The sequence below is a fragment of the Rhodococcus sp. GQ147 genome (genome assembly GCF_059759155.1).
In genome coordinates this window covers 16,340-33,950 of sequence record NZ_JCAXDU010000014.1, presented here as the reverse complement: position 1 = coordinate 33,950, position 17,611 = coordinate 16,340, and the positions used below count along the sequence as shown (strand labels likewise).

Below are 17,611 nucleotides of genomic sequence, written 5' to 3'. Positions count from 1 at the left end.
ATGACCTGTCGTGACCGAACGAGCGAACACGACCGGACGCACGACCACACGCCGCGGCTGGACCCTGCACGGCGACGGACGTCGCATCAACCCCGGTGCGGTGGTCGCACCGCACGAGCGACTGTCGTGGCCGCGCACCATCGGCATCGGGATGCAGCACGTCATCGCGATGTTCGGCGCCACCCTGCTCGTGCCGACTATCACGGGCTTCCCCGTCACGACCACGCTGCTGTTCTCCGGTATCGGCACCGCGCTGTTCCTGATCATCACGCGCGGCCGGGTGCCCAGCTATCTCGGTTCGTCTTTCGCGTTCATCGCGCCGCTCAGCGCCTCGGCCGGTTCCGGTCCGGCAGCGCAGCTCGGCGGGATCGTCGCCGTCGGTATCGTGCTGGTGCTTGTCGGCCTCGTGGTCAAGGCGGCGGGTTCGCGCATCATCGACGCGGTCATGCCGCCGGTGGTCACCGGGGCGATCGTCGCCCTCATCGGCCTCAACCTCGCGCCGACGGCCACCGGATCGTTCGAAGCCCAACCGCTCGTCGCCACGATCACGCTCGTGGTCACACTGCTCGTGACGGTGGTCGGCCCGGGCATGCTCGGCCGCCTCGGCATCCTCGTCGGTGTGATCGTCGGATGGATCTTCGCGGCGTTCACCGGGGCGATCGCGTCCGAGCGCATCGACGCCATGCGCGACGCGGCGTGGTTCGGCCTGCCCGATCTGCACGGCCCCACCTTCGAACCGTCGGTCGTGCTGTTGGCGCTGCCCGTCGTCGTCGTGCTGGTCGCGGAGAACGTAGGCCACGTCAAGGCGGTCGCCGCGATGACCGGTCGAAACCTCGACGACATGGCCGGCAATGCGCTCATCGCCGACGGCCTTGCGACCACCCTCGCGGGTGCGGGCGGCGGCTCGGGCACGACCACCTATGCCGAGAACATCGGCGTCATGGCGGCCACACGCGTGTACTCGACCGCTGCATACGCCGTTGCGGCGGTCACCGCCGTCGTGCTGGCCTTCTCGCCGAAGTTCGGTGCGCTGGTGTTCACCGTGCCCGAGGGCGTCCTCGGCGGCGCGACCCTCGTGCTCTACGGCCTGATCGGCATCCTCGGTGTCCGCATCTGGACGGAGGCGAAGGTCGACTTCACGGATCCGGTCAACCTCACGGTCGCGGCCGCGGCGCTCGTCGCCGGCATCGGCGACCTGACCTTGTCGATCGGCTCGGTCGAACTCGGCGGTATCGCCTGGGGTTCGATCGGCATCCTCGTCGCGTACCCGCTGCTGCGCAGACTCGAGGATCTGCGCCGCTGACCGGAACCCGGCGCATCAGCCGACACCGACCCGTGCCCGCGGGTCGTTCGATACCGACGCGTACCCGCCGGGGTCGTCCGGGTCACAAAATGCGCTCGGTTGTGTCAGCGTCACCGCGCCCTCGTCTGCATACCGTGAGTATGTCGAACGACGTCTCACACAGGAGCGCAGATGCAACGCACCCTATTCGAGCCCGAGCACGACCTCTTCCGGGAGTCGTACCGGAAGTTCCTCGAACAGGAGGTGGCCCCCTTCCACGAGCAGTGGGAGAAGGACAAGATCGTCGACCGTGAGGTGTGGAAGAAGGCCGGCGCGCAGGGCTTCCTCGGCATGGCGGTGCCGGAGGAGTACGGCGGCGGTGGCATGGACGACTTCCGCTACAACGCCATCATGGCCGAGGAGACCACCAAGCTGGGCTTCAGCGGTCTGGGCTTCATGCTGCACAACGATGTCGTCGCTCCCTACCTGCTCGAGCTCGCCAACGAGGAGCAGAAGAAGCGTTGGCTCCCGGGCTTCTGTTCGGGTGAGCTGATCACGGCCATCGCGATGACAGAGCCGGGCACCGGCAGCGACCTGCAGGGCATCAAGACCCGCGCGGTGCGCGACGGTGACGACTGGGTCCTCAACGGCGCCAAGACGTTCATCACCAACGGCATCCACTCCGATCTGGTGATCGTCGTCGCATGCACCGACCCGGAGAAGGGCGCCCAGGGCTTCTCGCTGCTCGTCGTCGAGCGCGGCATGCCGGGCTTCGAGCGGGGACGCAACCTCGACAAGATCGGCCTCGACGCTCAGGACACGGCGGAGCTCAGCTTCAACGACGTTCGCGTCCCGGCGGCCAACCTCCTCGGCCAGGAGGGCATGGGCTTCATCTACCTGATGCAGAACCTGCCGCAGGAACGTCTCGCGATCGCCGTCGTCGCCGCTGCTGCGATGGAGCGCGTGCTCGACGACACGATCCAGTACTGCCGCGACCGCAAGGCGTTCGGCAAGCCGATCGGCAAGTTCCAGAACACCCGCTTCGAGCTCGCCGAGCTCGCCACCGAGACCCAGCTGGCCCGGGTGTTCGTGGACCGGTGCATCGAGCTGCTCAACGAGAAGAAGCTCACCGTCCAGGAGGCCGCGATGGCCAAGTACTGGACCACCGACAAGCAGGTCGAGCTGATCGACCGCTGCCTGCAGCTGCACGGTGGCTACGGCTACATGCGCGAGTACCCGGTCGCCAAGGCGTACCTCGATGCCCGCGTGCAGAAGATCTACGGCGGCACGAACGAGATCATGAAGGAAGTCATCGGGCGCGGCCTCAACGTCTGAGGCACGTACGAGAAGGTCGGGGTGGCTCCGCTGTGCGGAGCCACCCCGGTCTCGTTCGTCGCCGGTGGCCCGGGGATCAGATCTTGCGGACGACCGTGACGACCTTGCCGAGGACGACTGCGTCGTTGCCCGGGATGGGTTCGAACATCGGGTTGTGCGGCATGAGCCAGACGTCGCCGTCGACCCGCTTGAACGTCTTGACGGTGGCCTCGCCGTCGAGCATCGCGGCGACGATATCGCCGTTGTCGGCGACGTTCTGCTGCCGGACGACCACCCAGTCGCCGTCGCAGATGGCTGCGTCGATCATCGACTGGCCGACGACCTTGAGCAGGAACAGCGAGCCCTGACCGACGAGTTCGCGCGGCAGCGGGAAGATATCCTCGACCGATTCCTCGGCCAGGATCGGACCACCGGCAGCGATCCGGCCGACGACGGGAACCATTGCCGCCGAAGGGATGTCGTCGGTCGACGAGCCGGCGACCACCTCGGGCGAGGACTCGGGTGCGGGGGTGGGCTCGAGACCGCGGACGTCCACGGCACGCGGACGGTTCGGATCCCGGCGCAGGAAGCCCTTCCGTTCGAGCGTGCGCAGCTGGTGTGCGACGGAGGATGTGGAGTTGAGGCCGACGGCGTCGCCGATCTCACGGATGCTCGGCGGGTACCCCCGTTCGCTGACGGAATCGCGGATGACCTCGAGCACACGACGCTGACGCTCGGTGAGGCTCGCGGTGGGATCGTCGGTCGCGGGTCCGCCCCGGCGGGCTGTGGATGTTCCGTCCGCCTTCATCGTGACCTCCGTGCGGCGAGTGTCGGATGGGTTGCAAGTTGCCTTTCGAATCTATCGAGATCCCGCGCGTATATCAAACAGATGTTCGAGATTCACCCTCCGAGGAGCTGCCGTCAGGCTGTGACTCGTGATAGAACATTCGAACAGACTTTCGTTCGAACACATGATCGAGTGGTCGGACGGGGTCGGAAGACCACGCACAGCGACACGGACGGGGTCGGAAGACCACGCACAGCGACACGGAGGATTTCCGATGAGCAGAGCGGTTCGGATCGACACGGCGGTTCCGGTGGGTACGGCGCGACAGGGCGCGGTGGTCCGAACCGGTGCCTCAGTCCGGACGAGCACGGCAGGGCGGACCGTCGTGGGCCCGCTGGGAGCAGGTGCGCCCGGGGCGGCGGCATATCGCATCCGGCCGATCGCGACGTCGACGCTGCACCATCGCACCCGTGTCCCGGCGCGGACGAGACCGCGCGTCGCCGCGCCCTCGCGGGAACCCCTGCACCGCCGTTCGGAGATCGCACCGCGCAGTCGCCGGCCTGCGGAGGGGACGAGTTGGCGGCAGATGGCCACGACGGTGCTCCTCACCGCGCTCGCGACCACGATGCTCCTCGTGCTCGCCCACGTGCGCACCGATGAGGTGATCTCGCAGAGCGCCGGCACCACGGTCGTGCGAGAGGGGGAGAGTTTGGAGGCCTTGGCCGCTCGCGTGTGGCCCGACGTCACGGTCGCGAGGATCGCCGACCTCAACTCGCTCGACGGTACGGCCGTGCAGGCCGGAAGCCGCCTCCTCTTGCCGGATTCCAGCCGGGAATGAGGGCGTCGTGGCCCCGCCGGACCCGCGATCCGCTCCCGAGCCGGACAGGCGGGTATTGTCTAACACTGTCAGTCACACCACTCCGTGTGGTTGCGGCGGTGTCGGCCCACTCGCGGGTGGAGACGGTTCCGGTCGGGAGACATCGCTTCGGCGCCGACGTCGCGACCCGCACGGGCACGACGAAGGAACCGACATGTACTGCCCGTATTGCCGCCATCCCGATTCCCGGGTGGTCGATTCGCGCGAGGCAGACGAGGGTGCCGCGATCCGTCGTCGGCGGGCGTGTCCCGAATGCGGGCGCCGCTTCACCACAGTCGAGACGGCCGTGCTGTCCGTCGTCAAGCGCAGCGGCGTGACCGAGCCGTTCAGCCGCGAGAAGGTCGTGCGCGGCGTGGCCCGCGCCTGCCAGGGACGCGATGTCGACAACGACGCACTCAACAAGCTCGCGCAGCAGGTCGAGGACGCGGTGCGGGCGAAGGGCTCACCCGAGGTCCCGAGCCACGAGGTCGGACTGGCGATCCTCGGACCCCTACGCGATCTCGACGAGGTTGCCTATCTTCGATTCGCCTCGGTCTACCGTTCCTTCAGTTCTGCAGAGGATTTCGAACGCGAGATCCAGGAACTGCGCGAGCACAAGAAGTCCTGCTCGGTCGAGACCGACTGAGCGACCCGGTCGAAGCCGACCGCACGCCGGCCGGTCCGGTCGCTACCGGATCCCGTCGATCGCCTTCAGGACGCGCTTCTCCGACACTGGGATCCGCGTTCCGAGACCCTGCGCGAACAGGCTCACGCGCAGTTCCTCGATCATCCAGTAGATCTCGACCACCTCGGGCGCGGCGCGCCGTTCCTCCGGCAGTCGTGCGAGTAGCTTGTCGTAGGCGCCGTAGACGCGATCGAGCACATCCATTCCCGCGGCATCGCGATGCGCACTCGCCGGCAACGCCTCCAGGCGTTGCGCGGCCGCGGTGAGATAGCGCGGCAGGTCGGCGATCCGCCGCGACCCCAGATCGGTGACGAAGCCGGGGAACAGCAACGACTGCAGCTGTTCGCGTACGTCGTCGGCAGCCTCGCCGTCCGACCGATCGAGGAGCACACCCACCTCGTGGGCGCGGGACAGCACGGGCACAACCGCTTTCAACAGACGGGCCACGCGCCCCGGCAGGTGTGACCGCACCGTGGCCGCGAGCGCCTCGAACTCGTCGGGCGTGCGCACGGGTGCGCCGTGTGCGGCGATAAGTTCGTCCACCGCGCAGGCACGGCAGTCCTCGATCAGCGCTTCGAACGATCCGTCGGGGTTCCGCCCGAGCGCGAGCCGCTCCATGTTGGTCAGCCCCGAGGTCACGGCCTTCGCCTTCGTCGGTGCCGACGACAGAAGCAGGGCACGCAACCCCTGACGCGTCGCGTTCTGCTGGGCCTGCGGTGTGCTGAGCACGCGCACCGCGACGCCGTCCTTCTCCGCGACCAGGGCAGGGTAACCGGTGACCTTCCGGCCACCGACCTCGCGGATGACGGTCTCCGGCAGGTTCCCGAGGGTCTCGGCCGTCCACACCACCGCCGCGGGACGTTCGGTGCCCGCAGCGGCGCGCGAGACCTCCGCTTCGACCCGCGGAGCCAACTTCTTCCGCAGGGCCGCCAGGCTCTTGCTGCGGCCGAGCACGGTGCCGCGCTCGTCGACCGCGGCGAAGGTCATCCGCAGATGGTCGGGCAACGCACCGGTATCGAAGTCCGAGGACTCGATCGTGCACCGGCCGAGCCGGGACAGCTCGCGGGCCATCGCATTGACGAGCGGTTCGGAGCGCGGCGTCACCGAGGCGAGGGCGGCCGCTGCGAAATCGGGAGCCGGTACGACCTGCCTCCGAAGGTGTTTCGGCAGGGTCTTGATGAGGGCCGTGACCAGCTCGGTCCGCATCCCGGGTACCAGCCAGTCGAAACCGACGGACTTGAGGTTCGCGAGCAGCGCGACGGGGACGCGGGCGGTGACACCGTCCTCCTCCGTGCCCGGCTCGAACTGGTAGGTGAGGGGGAACTGGATCTCGCCCTGGCGCCACGCGTCCGGATAGTCGCCCTCGAGCACCGAGGCGGCGTCCTGGTTCACCACGGTGTCCGGCGTGAACGTCAGCAGGTCGGGTTGCTGCCTGCGGGTCTTCTTCCACCACGTGTCGAAGTGCCGGGCCGAGATCGCCTCCGGGCCTACCCGCTGGTCGTAGAAGTCGAACAGGGTCTCGTCGTCGACGACGATGTCGCGCCGGCGCGCACGGTGTTCGAGTTCCTCGACGTCCTCGAGCAGCGCCCGGTTGTCGTGGAAGAACTTGTGCTGCGTGCGCCATTCGCCTTGCACGAGGGCGTGGCGGATGAACAGTTCGCGCGAGACCTCCGGATCGATCCGTCCGTACGGCACGGGACGCTGGGCGACCAGGGGGATGCCGTAGAGCGTGACGCGTTCGTAGGCCATCGCCGACTCGCGGCGCGTCGACCAGTGCGGCTCCGAGTAGGTGCGCTTGACCAGGTGCGGAGCGAGCTTCTCGACCCATTCGGGTTCGATGCGCGCGGCCGTCCGCGCCCACAGCCGTGAGGTCTCCACGAGTTCGGCGGCCATGACCCAGCGCGGAGGCTTCTTGAACAACGACGATCCCGGGAAGACGGCGAACCGTGCGCCGCGGGCACCGAGGAAGTCGCGCTTGTCGCCCTCGCGAAGACCGATGTGCGACAGCAGACCTGCAAGCAGGGACTTGTGGACGTCGTCGGGATTCACGTCGCGGTGGTGCGTCTGCCAGCCCATGTCGACAGTGATCTGACGGAGCTGCCCCTGCAGGTCCTGCCACTCACGGATCCGCAACCAGTGCAGGAACTCGTCGCGGCACAACCTGCGGAACCTGCTCGACGACAGTTCCCGCCGTTGCTCCTTCAGGTAGTCCCACAATCGCAGGAAGGCCAGGAAGTCCGAGCCCTCGACCGCGAACCGGGCGTGCTTCTCGTCGGCGGCCTGCTGGAACTCGGTCGGGCGTTCGCGCACGTCCTGGATCGACAGGGCCGCGACGATGATGAGCACCTCGCGCAGACATCCGTTCCGGTGGCCCTCGACGATCATGCGGGCCATGCGCGGATCGACGGGCAGGCGGGCGATCTCGCGGCCCGTCGCGGTCAGGCGCGGCGTCTCGCCCTTCTTGGCGGGTTCGAGCGCGCCGAGCTCCTCGAGCAGAGCGATGCCGTCGCGGATCGCGCGGGGATCCGGGGCCTCCACGAACGGGAACGCCTCGATGTCGCCGAGACCGAGCGCCGTCATCTGCAACACTACCGACGCGAGGTTGGTGCGCAGGATCTCGGGCTCGGTGAACTCCGGCCGGCCGTCGAAGTCGTCCTCCGAGTACAGACGGATGCAGATGCCGTCGGCGACACGACCGCACCGTCCGGCGCGCTGCCGCGCCGAGGCCTGCGAGATCGGCTCGATCGGCAGTCGCTGCACCTTCGTCCGCACCGAGTACCGCGAGATACGTGCGGTGCCGGGGTCGACGACGTAGCGGATGCCGGGAACCGTCAGGGACGTCTCGGCGACGTTGGTGGACAACACGACCCGCCGGCCCGTGTGCGGTGCGAAGACCCGGTGCTGTTCGGCCGCCGACAGGCGTCCGTAGAGCGGGAGGATCTCGGTGTTGCGGAGCTTGCGGTCGCGCAGTGCGTCGGCGGTGTCGCGGATCTCGCGCTCGCCGGAGAGGAAGACCAGGATGTCGCCGTCGCCCTCACGCTGGAGTTCCTCGACGGCCTCGCACACCGCGTCGACGGGGTCGCGGTCGACCAGCGTGTCGCCCACCTCGACGGTCAGCGGCCGGTAACGCACCTCGACGGGATAGGTGCGGCCGGAGACCTCCACGATGGGGGCAGGCGTGCCGTTCGCGTCGGCGAAGTGGCGCGCGAAACGTTCGGGGTCGATCGTCGCCGAGGTGATGATCACCTTCAGGTCGGGGCGACGCGGAAGCAGCTGCGCGAGGTAGCCGAGCAGGAAGTCGATGTTGAGGCTGCGCTCGTGCGCCTCGTCGATGATGAGCGTGTCGTACTGGCGCAGCAGGCGGTCGCGCTGGATCTCGGCGAGGAGGATGCCGTCGGTCATCAGCTTGACGAGTGTCGACTCGGTGACCTGATCGTTGAAGCGCACCGTGTATCCGACGGCGTCGCCGAGCTCGGTGTCCAGTTCCTCCGCGAGTCGCTCGGCGACGGCGCGCGCGGCGATACGGCGCGGCTGGGTGTGGCCGATCAGGCCGCGAACCCCGCGCCCGAGTTCGAGGCAGATCTTCGGGATCTGCGTCGTCTTGCCCGAACCGGTCTCACCGGCGACCACTACGACCTGGTGGTCGCGGATCGCGGCGGCGATGTCGTCCTTGCGCTGCGAGACCGGTAGGTCCTCGGGATAACGGATCTCCGGGACCGACGACGCACGGGACGTGAGCCGGGCGCGGGCGGTCTCGATCTCGGCGGCGACCTCGGTCAGCGCCTCGCCGCCCCGCGCCCGGTCGAGCCTGCGACGGAGGCGGTTCTCGTCGCGGAGGGAGACCTCGGACAGGGCAGCGCGCAGTTCGCGACGATTCGGGGCGGGGGAGATGGACATGCTGATCACACAGCCTAGCGAAACGACCCGGTCGGGGCCGGTCGGGGAGGGCAGGCAGGCCAGGTGGTCAGCCCGCCAGAGCACGCACCCGGCCGATCACTTCACCGAAGGTCTCCCGGTACGGGGCGTGGACCGTGAAGTGGGTGAACCCGTAGCGCTCCCGGCTGTGCAGGATCTGCCCGGCCATCTCGTCGACCGTGCCGATCAGCACGAACGGCGAGTCGAGCAGGTCGTCGGCCTCGGCCGGGGTGGCGATGCGGAACGTCCCCGGTGGCCTCCCGGGCAGCAGGACGGCACCCGCGACACTCACGATGTCGGCGTGGGCGGCGACGACGGAAAAGATCCGGTCGCGGTGCCTCCGACGATCAGGGGCGGGCCGTAGCCGCCGAATCCGCGCCGCTGCACCGGACGGAGCACGGGCAGGTCTAATGCTTCGCGCAACGCCGCCTGCTCGTCGAAACCGGGCGCGGTGAACGATCGCTGCAGTTCCTGCACGGTGGATTCGAGACGCTCGGCGCGCTCGTCGAAGCGTTCCCACTCGATCCCGGCCGCCTCGAACTCCCATCTCATGTGGCCCCTGCTCCGAGGCCGATCTCGAGCCGGCCGCCGGTGAGCACATCGGTGGTCGCGATCTCGCGGGCGAGCAGTGCCGGATTCCAGAAACCGGCATTGAGCACCATCGTGCCGACCCGCAGACGCTCGGTGGCACCGGCGGCGGCGACCAGGACGGGGAACGGCGCGGGGACACCGAGATGGTCGGCCGCGTACACCGCGTCGAAACCCGCGTCCTCGACGGCGCGGCACCAGCGAACGAACACATCGGGAGACCCGACCTCGAAGATGTTGACGGAGAAGCGGAACTCGGTCATGGCACCAGGGTGGCGGGTACGGGCCTCCGGCGCCAGAGTCGTTTCCTCCGCATACGATGGCGGGTGTCGTGATCGTCGTGGACGGGAGTTGGTCGTGGGTGCGTTGTGGCACGGATTCGCCGATATGGGCGCGATCGAACGGGACGGCGCATTCGTCGTGTCGCGCGGGGAAGGCGCGTACATCTGGGACGACGCCGGCAACCGTTACCTCGATGCCACCGCCGGACTGTGGTTCACCAATGTCGGTCACGGCCGCACCGAGATCGGCGACGCGATCGCAGCGCAGGTCGCCAAGCTCGCCCACTACTCGAACTTCGGCGATCTGACCTCCGAACCCGCCGTCGAACTCGCCGAGCGTCTCGCGGGGATCGCCCCGGTTCCGGGCAGCAAGATCTTCTTCACCTCCGGTGGATCCGACTCCGTCGACTCGGCGGCCAAGCTCGCGCGGCGGTACTGGCAGGAGGTCGGGAAGCCCGGCAAGCGGCTGCTGGTCTCGCGCGAGAAGGCGTACCACGGCATGCACGTCGGCGGCACCTCGCTCGCCGGTATCCCCGTCAACGGTGAGGGCTACGGCCGCCTGTGGGAGGACACCGCGCGGGTTGCGTGGGACGACGCCAAGGCGCTGCTCGAACTCATCGATTCGGTCGGTGCCGACTCCATCGCGGCCTTCTTCTGCGAACCCGTCATCGGTGCGGGCGGGGTGTACCTGCCGCCGGACGGCTATCTCGCCGAGATCCGCGACATCTGCCGCGACCACGACATCCTGTTCGTCGTCGACGAGGTGGTCACCGGCTTCGGTCGTATCGGTGGTTCGTGGTTCGCGTCGTCGCGATTCGACCTGGAGCCCGACATGGTCACCACCGCCAAGGGACTCACCTCCGGTTACCTGCCGATGGGCGCCCTGTTCGTCGCTCCGCGCGTCGCCGAACCGTTCTTCGCCGGAGACGTGTGGTGGCGCCACGGCTACACCTACGGTGGGCACGCCGCTGCTGCGGCGGCCGCGCTCGCCAACCTCGACATCATCGAGCGTGAGAATCTGCTCGCCGAGGCGGCGCGGATCGAGCGGACTCTGCACGAGAAGCTCGCTCCGCTGGCGGACCACCCGCGGGTGGCCGAGGTGCGCAGCGGCCTCGGTGCGGTGGCGGCCGTGCAGCTCGCCGATCCGTCCGAAGCTCTCGGTTTCGTCAAAACCCTGCGGCAGCATGGGATCTCGGGACGCGCGGCCGGTCAGGGCGCGATGCAGATCTCCCCGTCGTTCGTGATGACCGACGAGCAGATCACCGATCTCGCCGACGGAATCGCCGCAGCACTCGGCTGATCCGTTCCTTCGGCCCGATCGGTACCTCGGCGAGGGGGAGTTCGGCGCTGCCGTCGCGTGCGGCGAGTGAACGGGCATAGCGCTCGTGCAACACCGAACGCACCTCGTCGGGGCTGTAGTTCCGTCGCTGTCGCTCGTTGCGGGCGGCGACAGCACCGGTCGCCGCGACTCCCACGATCCCAGCGAGTCCGACGAGCTTCCACCACTTGCCACCGCGCAGTGCCATGGGGCGACCCTAGCGGTCCGTCGGGGTCATGGGGACGACCCCAGCGGCCGTCGGGCATGGCAGGCTGACGGCATGGACACTTCGTCGGCAGATCGGTCCGCCGGTGCGCGTTCGCGTCTCACCCTCGACGAGGCCGTGGCGACGACCCGCACGGGGGACCTGTGGATCTTCCGCGGCGCCACCCCGGCCGACCGAGCAATCCAGACGCTGACCAACGCACCGGTGAACCACGTGGGGATGACGGTCGCGCTCGAGGACCTGCCGCCGCTGATGTGGCACGCCGAGCTCGGACGCAGTCTCCCGGACATGTGGACCGGGCGGCACCAGCGCGGCGTGCAGTTGCACGACCTGCGCAGTGCGGTGCAGGTGTGGGCCGCGCGTTACGGCCAGCGCGGCTGGCTGCGGCAGGTCTCGGTGGCGGTCACCCCGGACCAGGAGGACCAGCTGCTGCGCACGATCGCGCGGCTCGACGGCACACCGTTCCCGTCGACGACGAAACTCACGGGGCGATGGTTCGCGGGCCGGCTCCCGCGCCGTCGCCGGGCGGCCGTACCGTCCGGTGGGCTCGAGAGCGCGTACTGCGCCGAAGTGGTGGGGCTGACGCTGGAGGAGATGGGGCTGCTGCGGCAACGGCACCGGGGGAGCAACTGGTACGACCCCGGCCGGTTCTGGAGCGGCGATCGGCTGCCGCTCGCTCCCGGTGTGGAGTTCGGTGGCGAGATCGAGGTCGTGCTGGACGAGGACGACCTCGCTGCCGGAAGAGCGGCGGGCTCGGCGTCGTAGGACCTGGCAGTCGGCGCAGCGAGCGCCCGTCTCGTGGTCGACGCACGACCGTCCGATAGCTGCGAAAGGTAGAGACGATAGGTCGCACTACACTGATAGGCGTGACCGATCAGAGCTACCAGCCCACCCTCTCGCAGCTGCGTGCCTTCGTCGCGGTGGCCACCTACCGCCACTTCGGCACGGCAGCAGCGCGACTCGAGGTCAGCCAGCCCACCCTGTCCCAGGGGCTGGCGGCTCTCGAGAACGGCCTCGGCGTCCAGCTCATCGAGCGGAGCACCCGCCGCGTGCTCGTGACACCGGTGGGAGCGCGCCTGCTTCCCTACGCGGAGGTGGTACTCGACGCCGCCGACGGCTTCGTCGACGCGGCTGCAGGAGTGTCCGACGGACTCTCGGGCCCGCTGCGGGTGGGCCTGATCCCCACCGTCGCGCCCTACGTCCTGCCCGAGATCCTGCCCGCACTCGACCGGGCGATGCCGGCGCTGTCGCTGCAGGTCGTCGAGGACCAGACCGCGCGTCTCCTCGACGCCCTGCGCGCCGGAACCCTCGACGTCGCCGTCCTCGCCCTGCCCGCAGACGTCTCGGGTGTCATCGAAGTGCCGCTGTACGACGAGGATTTCGTCCTCGTCCTGCCGACCGGACACGAACTCGCCGGGCGCACCGACCTCTCGGTCTCCGCGCTCGACGACGCACAACTGCTGCTGCTCGACGAAGGCCACTGCCTGCGCGACCAGACACTCGACCTGTGCCGGTCCATCGACGCGCGACCGGCACTCGGCGACACCCGCGCGACCTCCCTGTCCACCGTGGTGCGCTGCGTCGCAGGACGATTGGGCGTCACCCTCGTCCCGGCCTCCGCGGTCGCCGTCGAAACTGCCCGGGGAGACCTCGAGGTCGCGCACTTCGCGGACCCGGCACCCGGCCGCCGGATCGGGCTGGTGTTCCGCTCGTCGTCCCCACGCGGAGTCGACTACCGCATCCTCGCCGACACCATCCGTGGCTGCGTCCCGCCGACCTGCCGCCCCGTTTCCTGACGAAGACCCCGATCAGCGCCGACCGCGGCAGTGTCGATCAGCACCGACCGCGGCAGTGTCGATCAATGCTTACCGCGGCGGTATCGATCAGCGCTTACCGCGCCGAGGCTTCCCGGGGCGCTTCCGCGCGGACGTCCCCGCCCGGCGGGACGTCTTGGGCTCGGGCGCGCGGCGCTTCGGGGTCGAGCCCTTGCGTTCGCCACGACGCGAGGTGCCGCCCGACTCGGCGTCCGGCTCGGAATCGCTGCGGCCACGGGAACTGTTGGCCGTCCGTCCCCGGACGATGCCCACGAACTCGTCGACGTGATCGGTCGTCCGGTCGGTGACCCACACGAGACCCACCTGGGACGCGGGCGCGTCGACGACGGGACGGTAGGTCAGGTCGCGGCGGTGGTACAGGCGGGCGAGCGACTGCGGCGTGACGAGCACACCCACCTCCGAGGCGACGTGCGAGATCGCGTCCTCGGTGGTCGCGGGCCGCTCGAACGCCTCCTCACCGGGTAGGGCGACCCAGTCGAGCACGTCGTCGAGCGGATGCAGCACCGTCTCGTCGGCGAGGTCGGACACCGACACCTCGTCGACCGCCGCGAACACGTGCTCCTTGGGCACCACTACGACGGAGACCTCGGTGTAGAGCGGGATGACCGACAGGCCGTCCCGCTGCAGCGGCAGGCGCAGCAGCGCGATGTCGGCGACGTCCTCGCGTAGCGGATCCGCACCGGCCGTGGGTTCGACGGGGACCAGTTCGATCGGGACGTCCGGCATCCGCTCGTTCCACACCCGCACCCACTTCGCGGGGGTGACACCCGGGACGTAGGCCAAGCGGAAGGGTTGCACGGTCGGTTCGCTCACCGAGTCAGGCTACCGCTCCCGAGGTCCGCCGCCTGCGACGATCAGCCCTCGACGATCTCGAACTCGTCGAACACCACTTCACCGGCCGCATCGGACTCGCGGAGGTTCACCTCGCCGATCAACGCCCAGCCGTGATCGCCCTGCGGATCGTGCAGGGTCTGACGCACCCGCCACAACTCGGGACCCATCTCGACGGTGAACAGCAGCGGTCCACGCGCGTCGGGGCCGGTACCGATCTCGTCGTACTCGTCGAAGTACAGCTCGAGCAGGTCTTCCCAGTCCTCGGCGTCGAGACCGTCGCCGAGGGCCGCGAGTTCGTCCCAGCGTCGACGCGAGGCCAGTTCGACCCGCTTGAACATCGCGTTGCGGACCATGACCTTGAACGCGCGGACGTTCGCGGACAACGGGCGAGGGGAGTCGACGCCGAACGCGATCTGCTGGTCGTCGGATTCCACCCCGGGATGGGTGAGGGACTCCCACTCGTCGAGCAACGATGAGTCGACCTGCCGGATCAGCTCGCCGAGCCACTCGATGATGTCCTCGAGTTCCTCCGTGCGCGCGGCGTCCGGCACCGTCTGCCGCAGCGCGCGGTAGGCGTCGGCGAGATAGCGCAGGACCAGCCCCTCGGAGCGGGCCAGGCCGTAGTGCGAGACCATCTCGGAGAAGGTCATGCTGCGCTCGATCATGTCGCGCACCACCGACTTCGGGGAGAGGGGGAACTCCGACACCCAGGGATGCCCACCCCGGTACGTCTCGAAGGCCGGCTCGAGTAGCTCCACGAGCGGCTTGGGCCAGGTGATCTCCTCGAGCAGTTCCATCCGCTCGTCGTACTCGATGCCGTCGGCCTTCATCTGTGCGACGGCCTCACCGCGTGCGGCATGCTGCTGCGCCATGAGCACCTGACGGGGATCGTCGAGGGTCGATTCGATGACCGACACCACATCGAGCGCGTAGGTGGGGGAGTCGACGTCGAGCAGTTCGATCGCTGCGAGGGCGAACGGCGACAGCGGCTGGTTGAGCGCGAAGTCGCGTTGCAGGTCGACGGTGAGGCGGGCCCGGCGCCCGAACTCGTCGGGCTCGTCGAGTTGCTGCACCACACCCGCTTGGAGCAGGCCCCGGTACAGCGAGATCGCCTTGAGGATGTGCTTGCGCTGCGCCGGACGGGGTTCGTGGTTGTCCTCGAGCAGATGCCGCATCGCGTCGAAGCAGTTGCCCGGTCGCGCAATGACGTTGAGCAGCATCGAGTTGCTCACCGAGAACCGTGACTGCAGCGGTTCGGGCGACGCCGCGATCAGCTTGTCGAAGGTGCCCTCGCCCCACGAGACGAACCCTTCGGGTGCCTTCTTGCGCTGCACCTTCCGGCGCTTCTTCGGGTCGTCCCCGGCCTTGGCGAGGGCCCGGACGTTCTCGATCTCGTGCTCGGGGGCCTGTACGACGACGGTGCCCATCGTGTCGTATCCCGCGCGGCCTGCGCGACCGGCGATCTGGTGGAACTCGCGCGCCTTGAGCTGCCGGGTGCGGGTGCCGTCGAACTTCGTCAGGCCCGTGAGCAACACGGTGCGGATCGGCACGTTGATGCCGACGCCGAGCGTGTCGGTTCCGCAGATGACCTTCAGGAGCCCGTCCTGCGCGAGCTTCTCGATCAGGCGCCGGTACTTCGGCAGCATGCCCGCATGGTGCACACCGATACCGTGCCGGACGAGACGCGAGAGGGTCTTGCCGAAGCCGGTGGAGAACCGGAAGTCGCCCAGCGCGGTGGCGATCGCCTCCTTCTCGGCCTTCGTGCACATGTTCACGCTGGTCAGGGCCTGGGCGCGCTCGAGAGCCGCGGCCTGGGTGAAGTGCACGACGTAGACGGGTGCCTGATGGGTGGTGACGAGTTCTTCGATCGCTTCACCGATGGGTGCCTGCGAGTACGAGAAGGTCAACGGGACGGGTCGTTCGGAGCCCGAGACCTCCACCGTCGGCCGTCCGGTGCGGCGGGTCAGATCCTTCTGTAGGAAGGTCACGTCGCCGAGCGTCGCGGACATGAGCAGGAACTGCGCGTGCGGCAACTCGATGAGCGGAACCTGCCACGCCCACCCGCGGTCGGGTTCGGAGTAGAAGTGGAACTCGTCCATCACGACCTGGCCGATGTCGGAGTCCGGTCCCTCGCGCAACGCGAGATTCGCGACGATCTCGGCGGTCGCGCAGATGATCGGCGCTCCGGCGTTGACCGATGCGTCGCCGGTCATCATGCCGACCTTGTCGGCACCGAAGACGTCACACAGGGCGAAGAACTTCTCGCTCACGAGCGCCTTGATCGGGGCGGTGTAGAAGGTTCGCTTCCCGGCAGCGAGCGCGAAGAAGTGCGCGCCGAGCGCTACCATCGACTTTCCCGAGCCGGTGGGCGTGGCGAGGATGACGTTGGAGCCGGCGACGAGCTCCATGAGCGCTTCCTCCTGCGCCGGATACAGCGAGATGCCACGATCCGTCGTCCAGGTGGTGAACGCGTCGAACAGCGCGTCGTCGTCGACGGGGTCGGGTATCAGATCGGGGAGCAGCACTTCTCCAGGCTAGTCGGAAGGACCCGACCCACCGCTGCGGGTCGCGTGGCCCTGCGTGTAGTGCAGGTCAGGTGGCGCTGCGCTCGTCCGAACCCATCGCGCCGAGCACCGCCATGCGGGTCTCCGGGCCACCGCTGATCTGCGACTCGCTCACACCCGACACGAGGAGCCGGCGCCAGCGGTCGAGGTCGAACTCCAGGGGAGCGGTGGTCTCCAGGAAGTTCTCGACCACCCGCAGGAAGCGCAGCGGGTCGTCGCGGAACGGGAAGTGGCCGGAGCCCCGGAAGATCTCGAGACGTGAACCGGGCATGGCCGAATGCGCGAGATAGGCGTGGGCGATGGGGATGACGCTGTCGTGATCGCCCCAGATGAGCTGGACGGGAAGGTTCTCCGTCAGATAACAGCGGTCGAGCATGGTCACCACCTGACCGCGCCAGTCGACCACCGCGCGCAGCGTGCGCAAATACGCTTCGTAGGCCGTGGGGTCGGGGAGGTTCCCCAGTACGCGCACCAGATCCGAGGTGTCGTGCAGCAGGGCACCGGGCCTCAGTGGCGATCCGTTGACCCGGTTCAGCATCGCGCCGGCAGCGCGCAGGACGGGCATCGCCCCGGGCAGTCGCAGGACCCGCAGCGCTTCGCTGACGATCGGCACCGAGATCAGCCGCAGGGCAAGATGGACGTCCTTGGTGACCCCGCCGGACGCGACGAGCACCAGACGCTCGACCATGTGCGGGAACTGGTAGGCGAACTGCATCGCCACCCCGCCGCCGAGCGAATGGCCGATCACCGTGACCGATTCGATCCCGAGGACCGACAGCAGGTCGCGCATACCGTTCGCGTAGGCGGCCACCGAGTAGTCGGCCCGCGGCTTGTCGGATCGACCGTGCCCGAGCAGGTCGGGGGCGATCACGGTGTACTTCTCCGCCAGGTGCGGGATCACGTCCTGCCAGGTCGACGAGTCGTCACCGATTCCGTGTACGAGCAGCAGTGCGGGACCGCTTCCGGCCAGGCGGAACGCGCGTCGGTAACCGTGGATCGTGCGGAACACGATGCGGGGTTCGTTGTCCGGAACCGGGCGGAGCGTCCGGGCGCGCGGTGGAACCATGAGCGTCTCCTGCGACGTCGGTGATCGCGTGGTGGTAGTCAGGCTGCCCGACCCGTGGCC

Annotated in this window: 13 protein-coding genes and 1 pseudogene; 7 read left to right on the top strand and 7 right to left on the bottom strand. The window is 68.7% G+C overall.

All coding sequences use genetic code 11. The annotated features are described in order from the left end of the window. Positions 1-10 precede the first annotated feature (10 nt). Positions 11-1,303, top strand: a complete 1,293-nt coding sequence (locus AC6CID_RS16470; protein ID WP_498354207.1) for a uracil-xanthine permease family protein — start codon at positions 11-13, stop codon at positions 1,301-1,303. 171 nt (positions 1,304-1,474) lie between these two features. Beyond that, positions 1,475-2,617, top strand: coding sequence for an acyl-CoA dehydrogenase family protein (locus AC6CID_RS16465; protein WP_006551314.1), 1,143 nt, complete (start codon positions 1,475-1,477; stop codon positions 2,615-2,617). 76 nt (positions 2,618-2,693) lie between these two features. On the opposite strand, the gene lexA is transcribed toward AC6CID_RS16465, so the two are convergent. Then, on the bottom strand, positions 2,694-3,404 hold the full coding sequence (gene lexA / locus AC6CID_RS16460; protein WP_064060796.1) for a transcriptional repressor LexA: 711 nt from the start codon (positions 3,402-3,404) through the stop codon (positions 2,694-2,696). Positions 3,405-3,657: 253 nt separating this feature from the next. Between lexA and AC6CID_RS16455 the strand changes: the two genes are divergently transcribed. Together AC6CID_RS16455 and nrdR are read left to right on the top strand one after the other, a co-directional pair. Beyond that, positions 3,658-4,221 (top strand): LysM peptidoglycan-binding domain-containing protein, encoded by a 564-nt coding sequence (locus tag AC6CID_RS16455; RefSeq protein WP_498354206.1) that lies wholly within the window; start codon positions 3,658-3,660, stop codon positions 4,219-4,221. A gap of 193 nt (positions 4,222-4,414) precedes the next feature. Further along, complete coding sequence (gene nrdR, locus AC6CID_RS16450) at positions 4,415-4,885, top strand: transcriptional regulator NrdR (RefSeq protein ID WP_006551317.1); 471 nt, start codon at positions 4,415-4,417, stop codon at positions 4,883-4,885. Positions 4,886-4,927: 42 nt separating this feature from the next. Here the strand turns inward: nrdR and hrpA are convergent, their stop codons facing one another. Continuing rightward, entirely contained in the window at positions 4,928-8,821 is a 3,894-nt protein-coding gene (hrpA, locus tag AC6CID_RS16445) for an ATP-dependent RNA helicase HrpA (RefSeq protein WP_498354205.1), read from the bottom strand. A gap of 67 nt (positions 8,822-8,888) precedes the next feature. Next, positions 8,889-9,690, bottom strand: a pseudogene (locus AC6CID_RS16440) (TIGR03621 family F420-dependent LLM class oxidoreductase). Positions 9,691-9,814: 124 nt separating this feature from the next. On the opposite strand from AC6CID_RS16440, the gene AC6CID_RS16435 reads away from it, so the two are divergent. Then, positions 9,815-11,008 carry an aminotransferase family protein gene (locus AC6CID_RS16435; RefSeq protein ID WP_064060813.1) on the top strand — a complete coding sequence of 398 codons (1,194 nt, stop codon included), beginning with the start codon at positions 9,815-9,817 and terminating at the stop codon, positions 11,006-11,008. Here AC6CID_RS16435 and AC6CID_RS16430 read toward each other — a convergent pair. Continuing rightward, entirely contained in the window at positions 10,968-11,234 is a 267-nt protein-coding gene (locus AC6CID_RS16430) for a hypothetical protein (protein WP_006551320.1), read from the bottom strand. The two genes, AC6CID_RS16435 and AC6CID_RS16430, sit on opposite strands and share 41 nt — an antisense overlap. Positions 11,235-11,306: 72 nt before the next feature. On the opposite strand from AC6CID_RS16430, the gene AC6CID_RS16425 reads away from it, so the two are divergent. After that, complete coding sequence (locus AC6CID_RS16425) at positions 11,307-12,017, top strand: hypothetical protein (protein WP_006551321.1); 711 nt, start codon at positions 11,307-11,309, stop codon at positions 12,015-12,017. A gap of 101 nt (positions 12,018-12,118) precedes the next feature. Beyond that, positions 12,119-13,048, top strand: coding sequence for a hydrogen peroxide-inducible genes activator (locus tag AC6CID_RS16420; protein WP_220665909.1), 930 nt, complete (start codon positions 12,119-12,121; stop codon positions 13,046-13,048). A gap of 87 nt (positions 13,049-13,135) precedes the next feature. On the opposite strand, the gene AC6CID_RS16415 is transcribed toward AC6CID_RS16420, so the two are convergent. The 3 genes from AC6CID_RS16415 to AC6CID_RS16405 form a co-directional block, all read right to left on the bottom strand. Then, on the bottom strand, positions 13,136-13,900 hold the full coding sequence (locus AC6CID_RS16415; protein WP_220665910.1) for a LysR family substrate-binding domain-containing protein: 765 nt from the start codon (positions 13,898-13,900) through the stop codon (positions 13,136-13,138). Positions 13,901-13,941: 41 nt separating this feature from the next. Beyond that, positions 13,942-16,446, bottom strand: coding sequence for a DEAD/DEAH box helicase (locus AC6CID_RS16410; protein ID WP_006551324.1), 2,505 nt, complete (start codon positions 16,444-16,446; stop codon positions 13,942-13,944). A 67-nt stretch (positions 16,447-16,513) separates the two neighbouring features. Beyond that, positions 16,514-17,551 (bottom strand): alpha/beta fold hydrolase, encoded by a 1,038-nt coding sequence (locus AC6CID_RS16405; RefSeq protein WP_006551325.1) that lies wholly within the window; start codon positions 17,549-17,551, stop codon positions 16,514-16,516. Positions 17,552-17,611: the final 60 nt, after the last annotated feature.

Bases quoted from the DNA above. Each gene is read 5' to 3' on its own strand.
- AC6CID_RS16455 (WP_498354206.1), top strand. From the start codon at position 3,658: ATGAGCAGAGCGGTTCGGATCGACACGGCGGTTCCGGTGGGTACGGCG.
- AC6CID_RS16465 (WP_006551314.1), top strand. From the start codon at position 1,475: ATGCAACGCACCCTATTCGAGCCCGAGCACGACCTCTTCCGGGAGTCG.
- AC6CID_RS16425 (WP_006551321.1), top strand. From the start codon at position 11,307: ATGGACACTTCGTCGGCAGATCGGTCCGCCGGTGCGCGTTCGCGTCTC.
- hrpA (WP_498354205.1), bottom strand. From the start codon at position 8,821: ATGTCCATCTCCCCCGCCCCGAATCGTCGCGAACTGCGCGCTGCCCTG.
- AC6CID_RS16435 (WP_064060813.1), top strand. From the start codon at position 9,815: ATGGGCGCGATCGAACGGGACGGCGCATTCGTCGTGTCGCGCGGGGAA.
- AC6CID_RS16405 (WP_006551325.1), bottom strand. From the start codon at position 17,551: ATGGTTCCACCGCGCGCCCGGACGCTCCGCCCGGTTCCGGACAACGAA.
- AC6CID_RS16430 (WP_006551320.1), bottom strand. From the start codon at position 11,234: ATGGCACTGCGCGGTGGCAAGTGGTGGAAGCTCGTCGGACTCGCTGGG.
- lexA (WP_064060796.1), bottom strand. From the start codon at position 3,404: ATGAAGGCGGACGGAACATCCACAGCCCGCCGGGGCGGACCCGCGACC.
- nrdR (WP_006551317.1), top strand. From the start codon at position 4,415: ATGTACTGCCCGTATTGCCGCCATCCCGATTCCCGGGTGGTCGATTCG.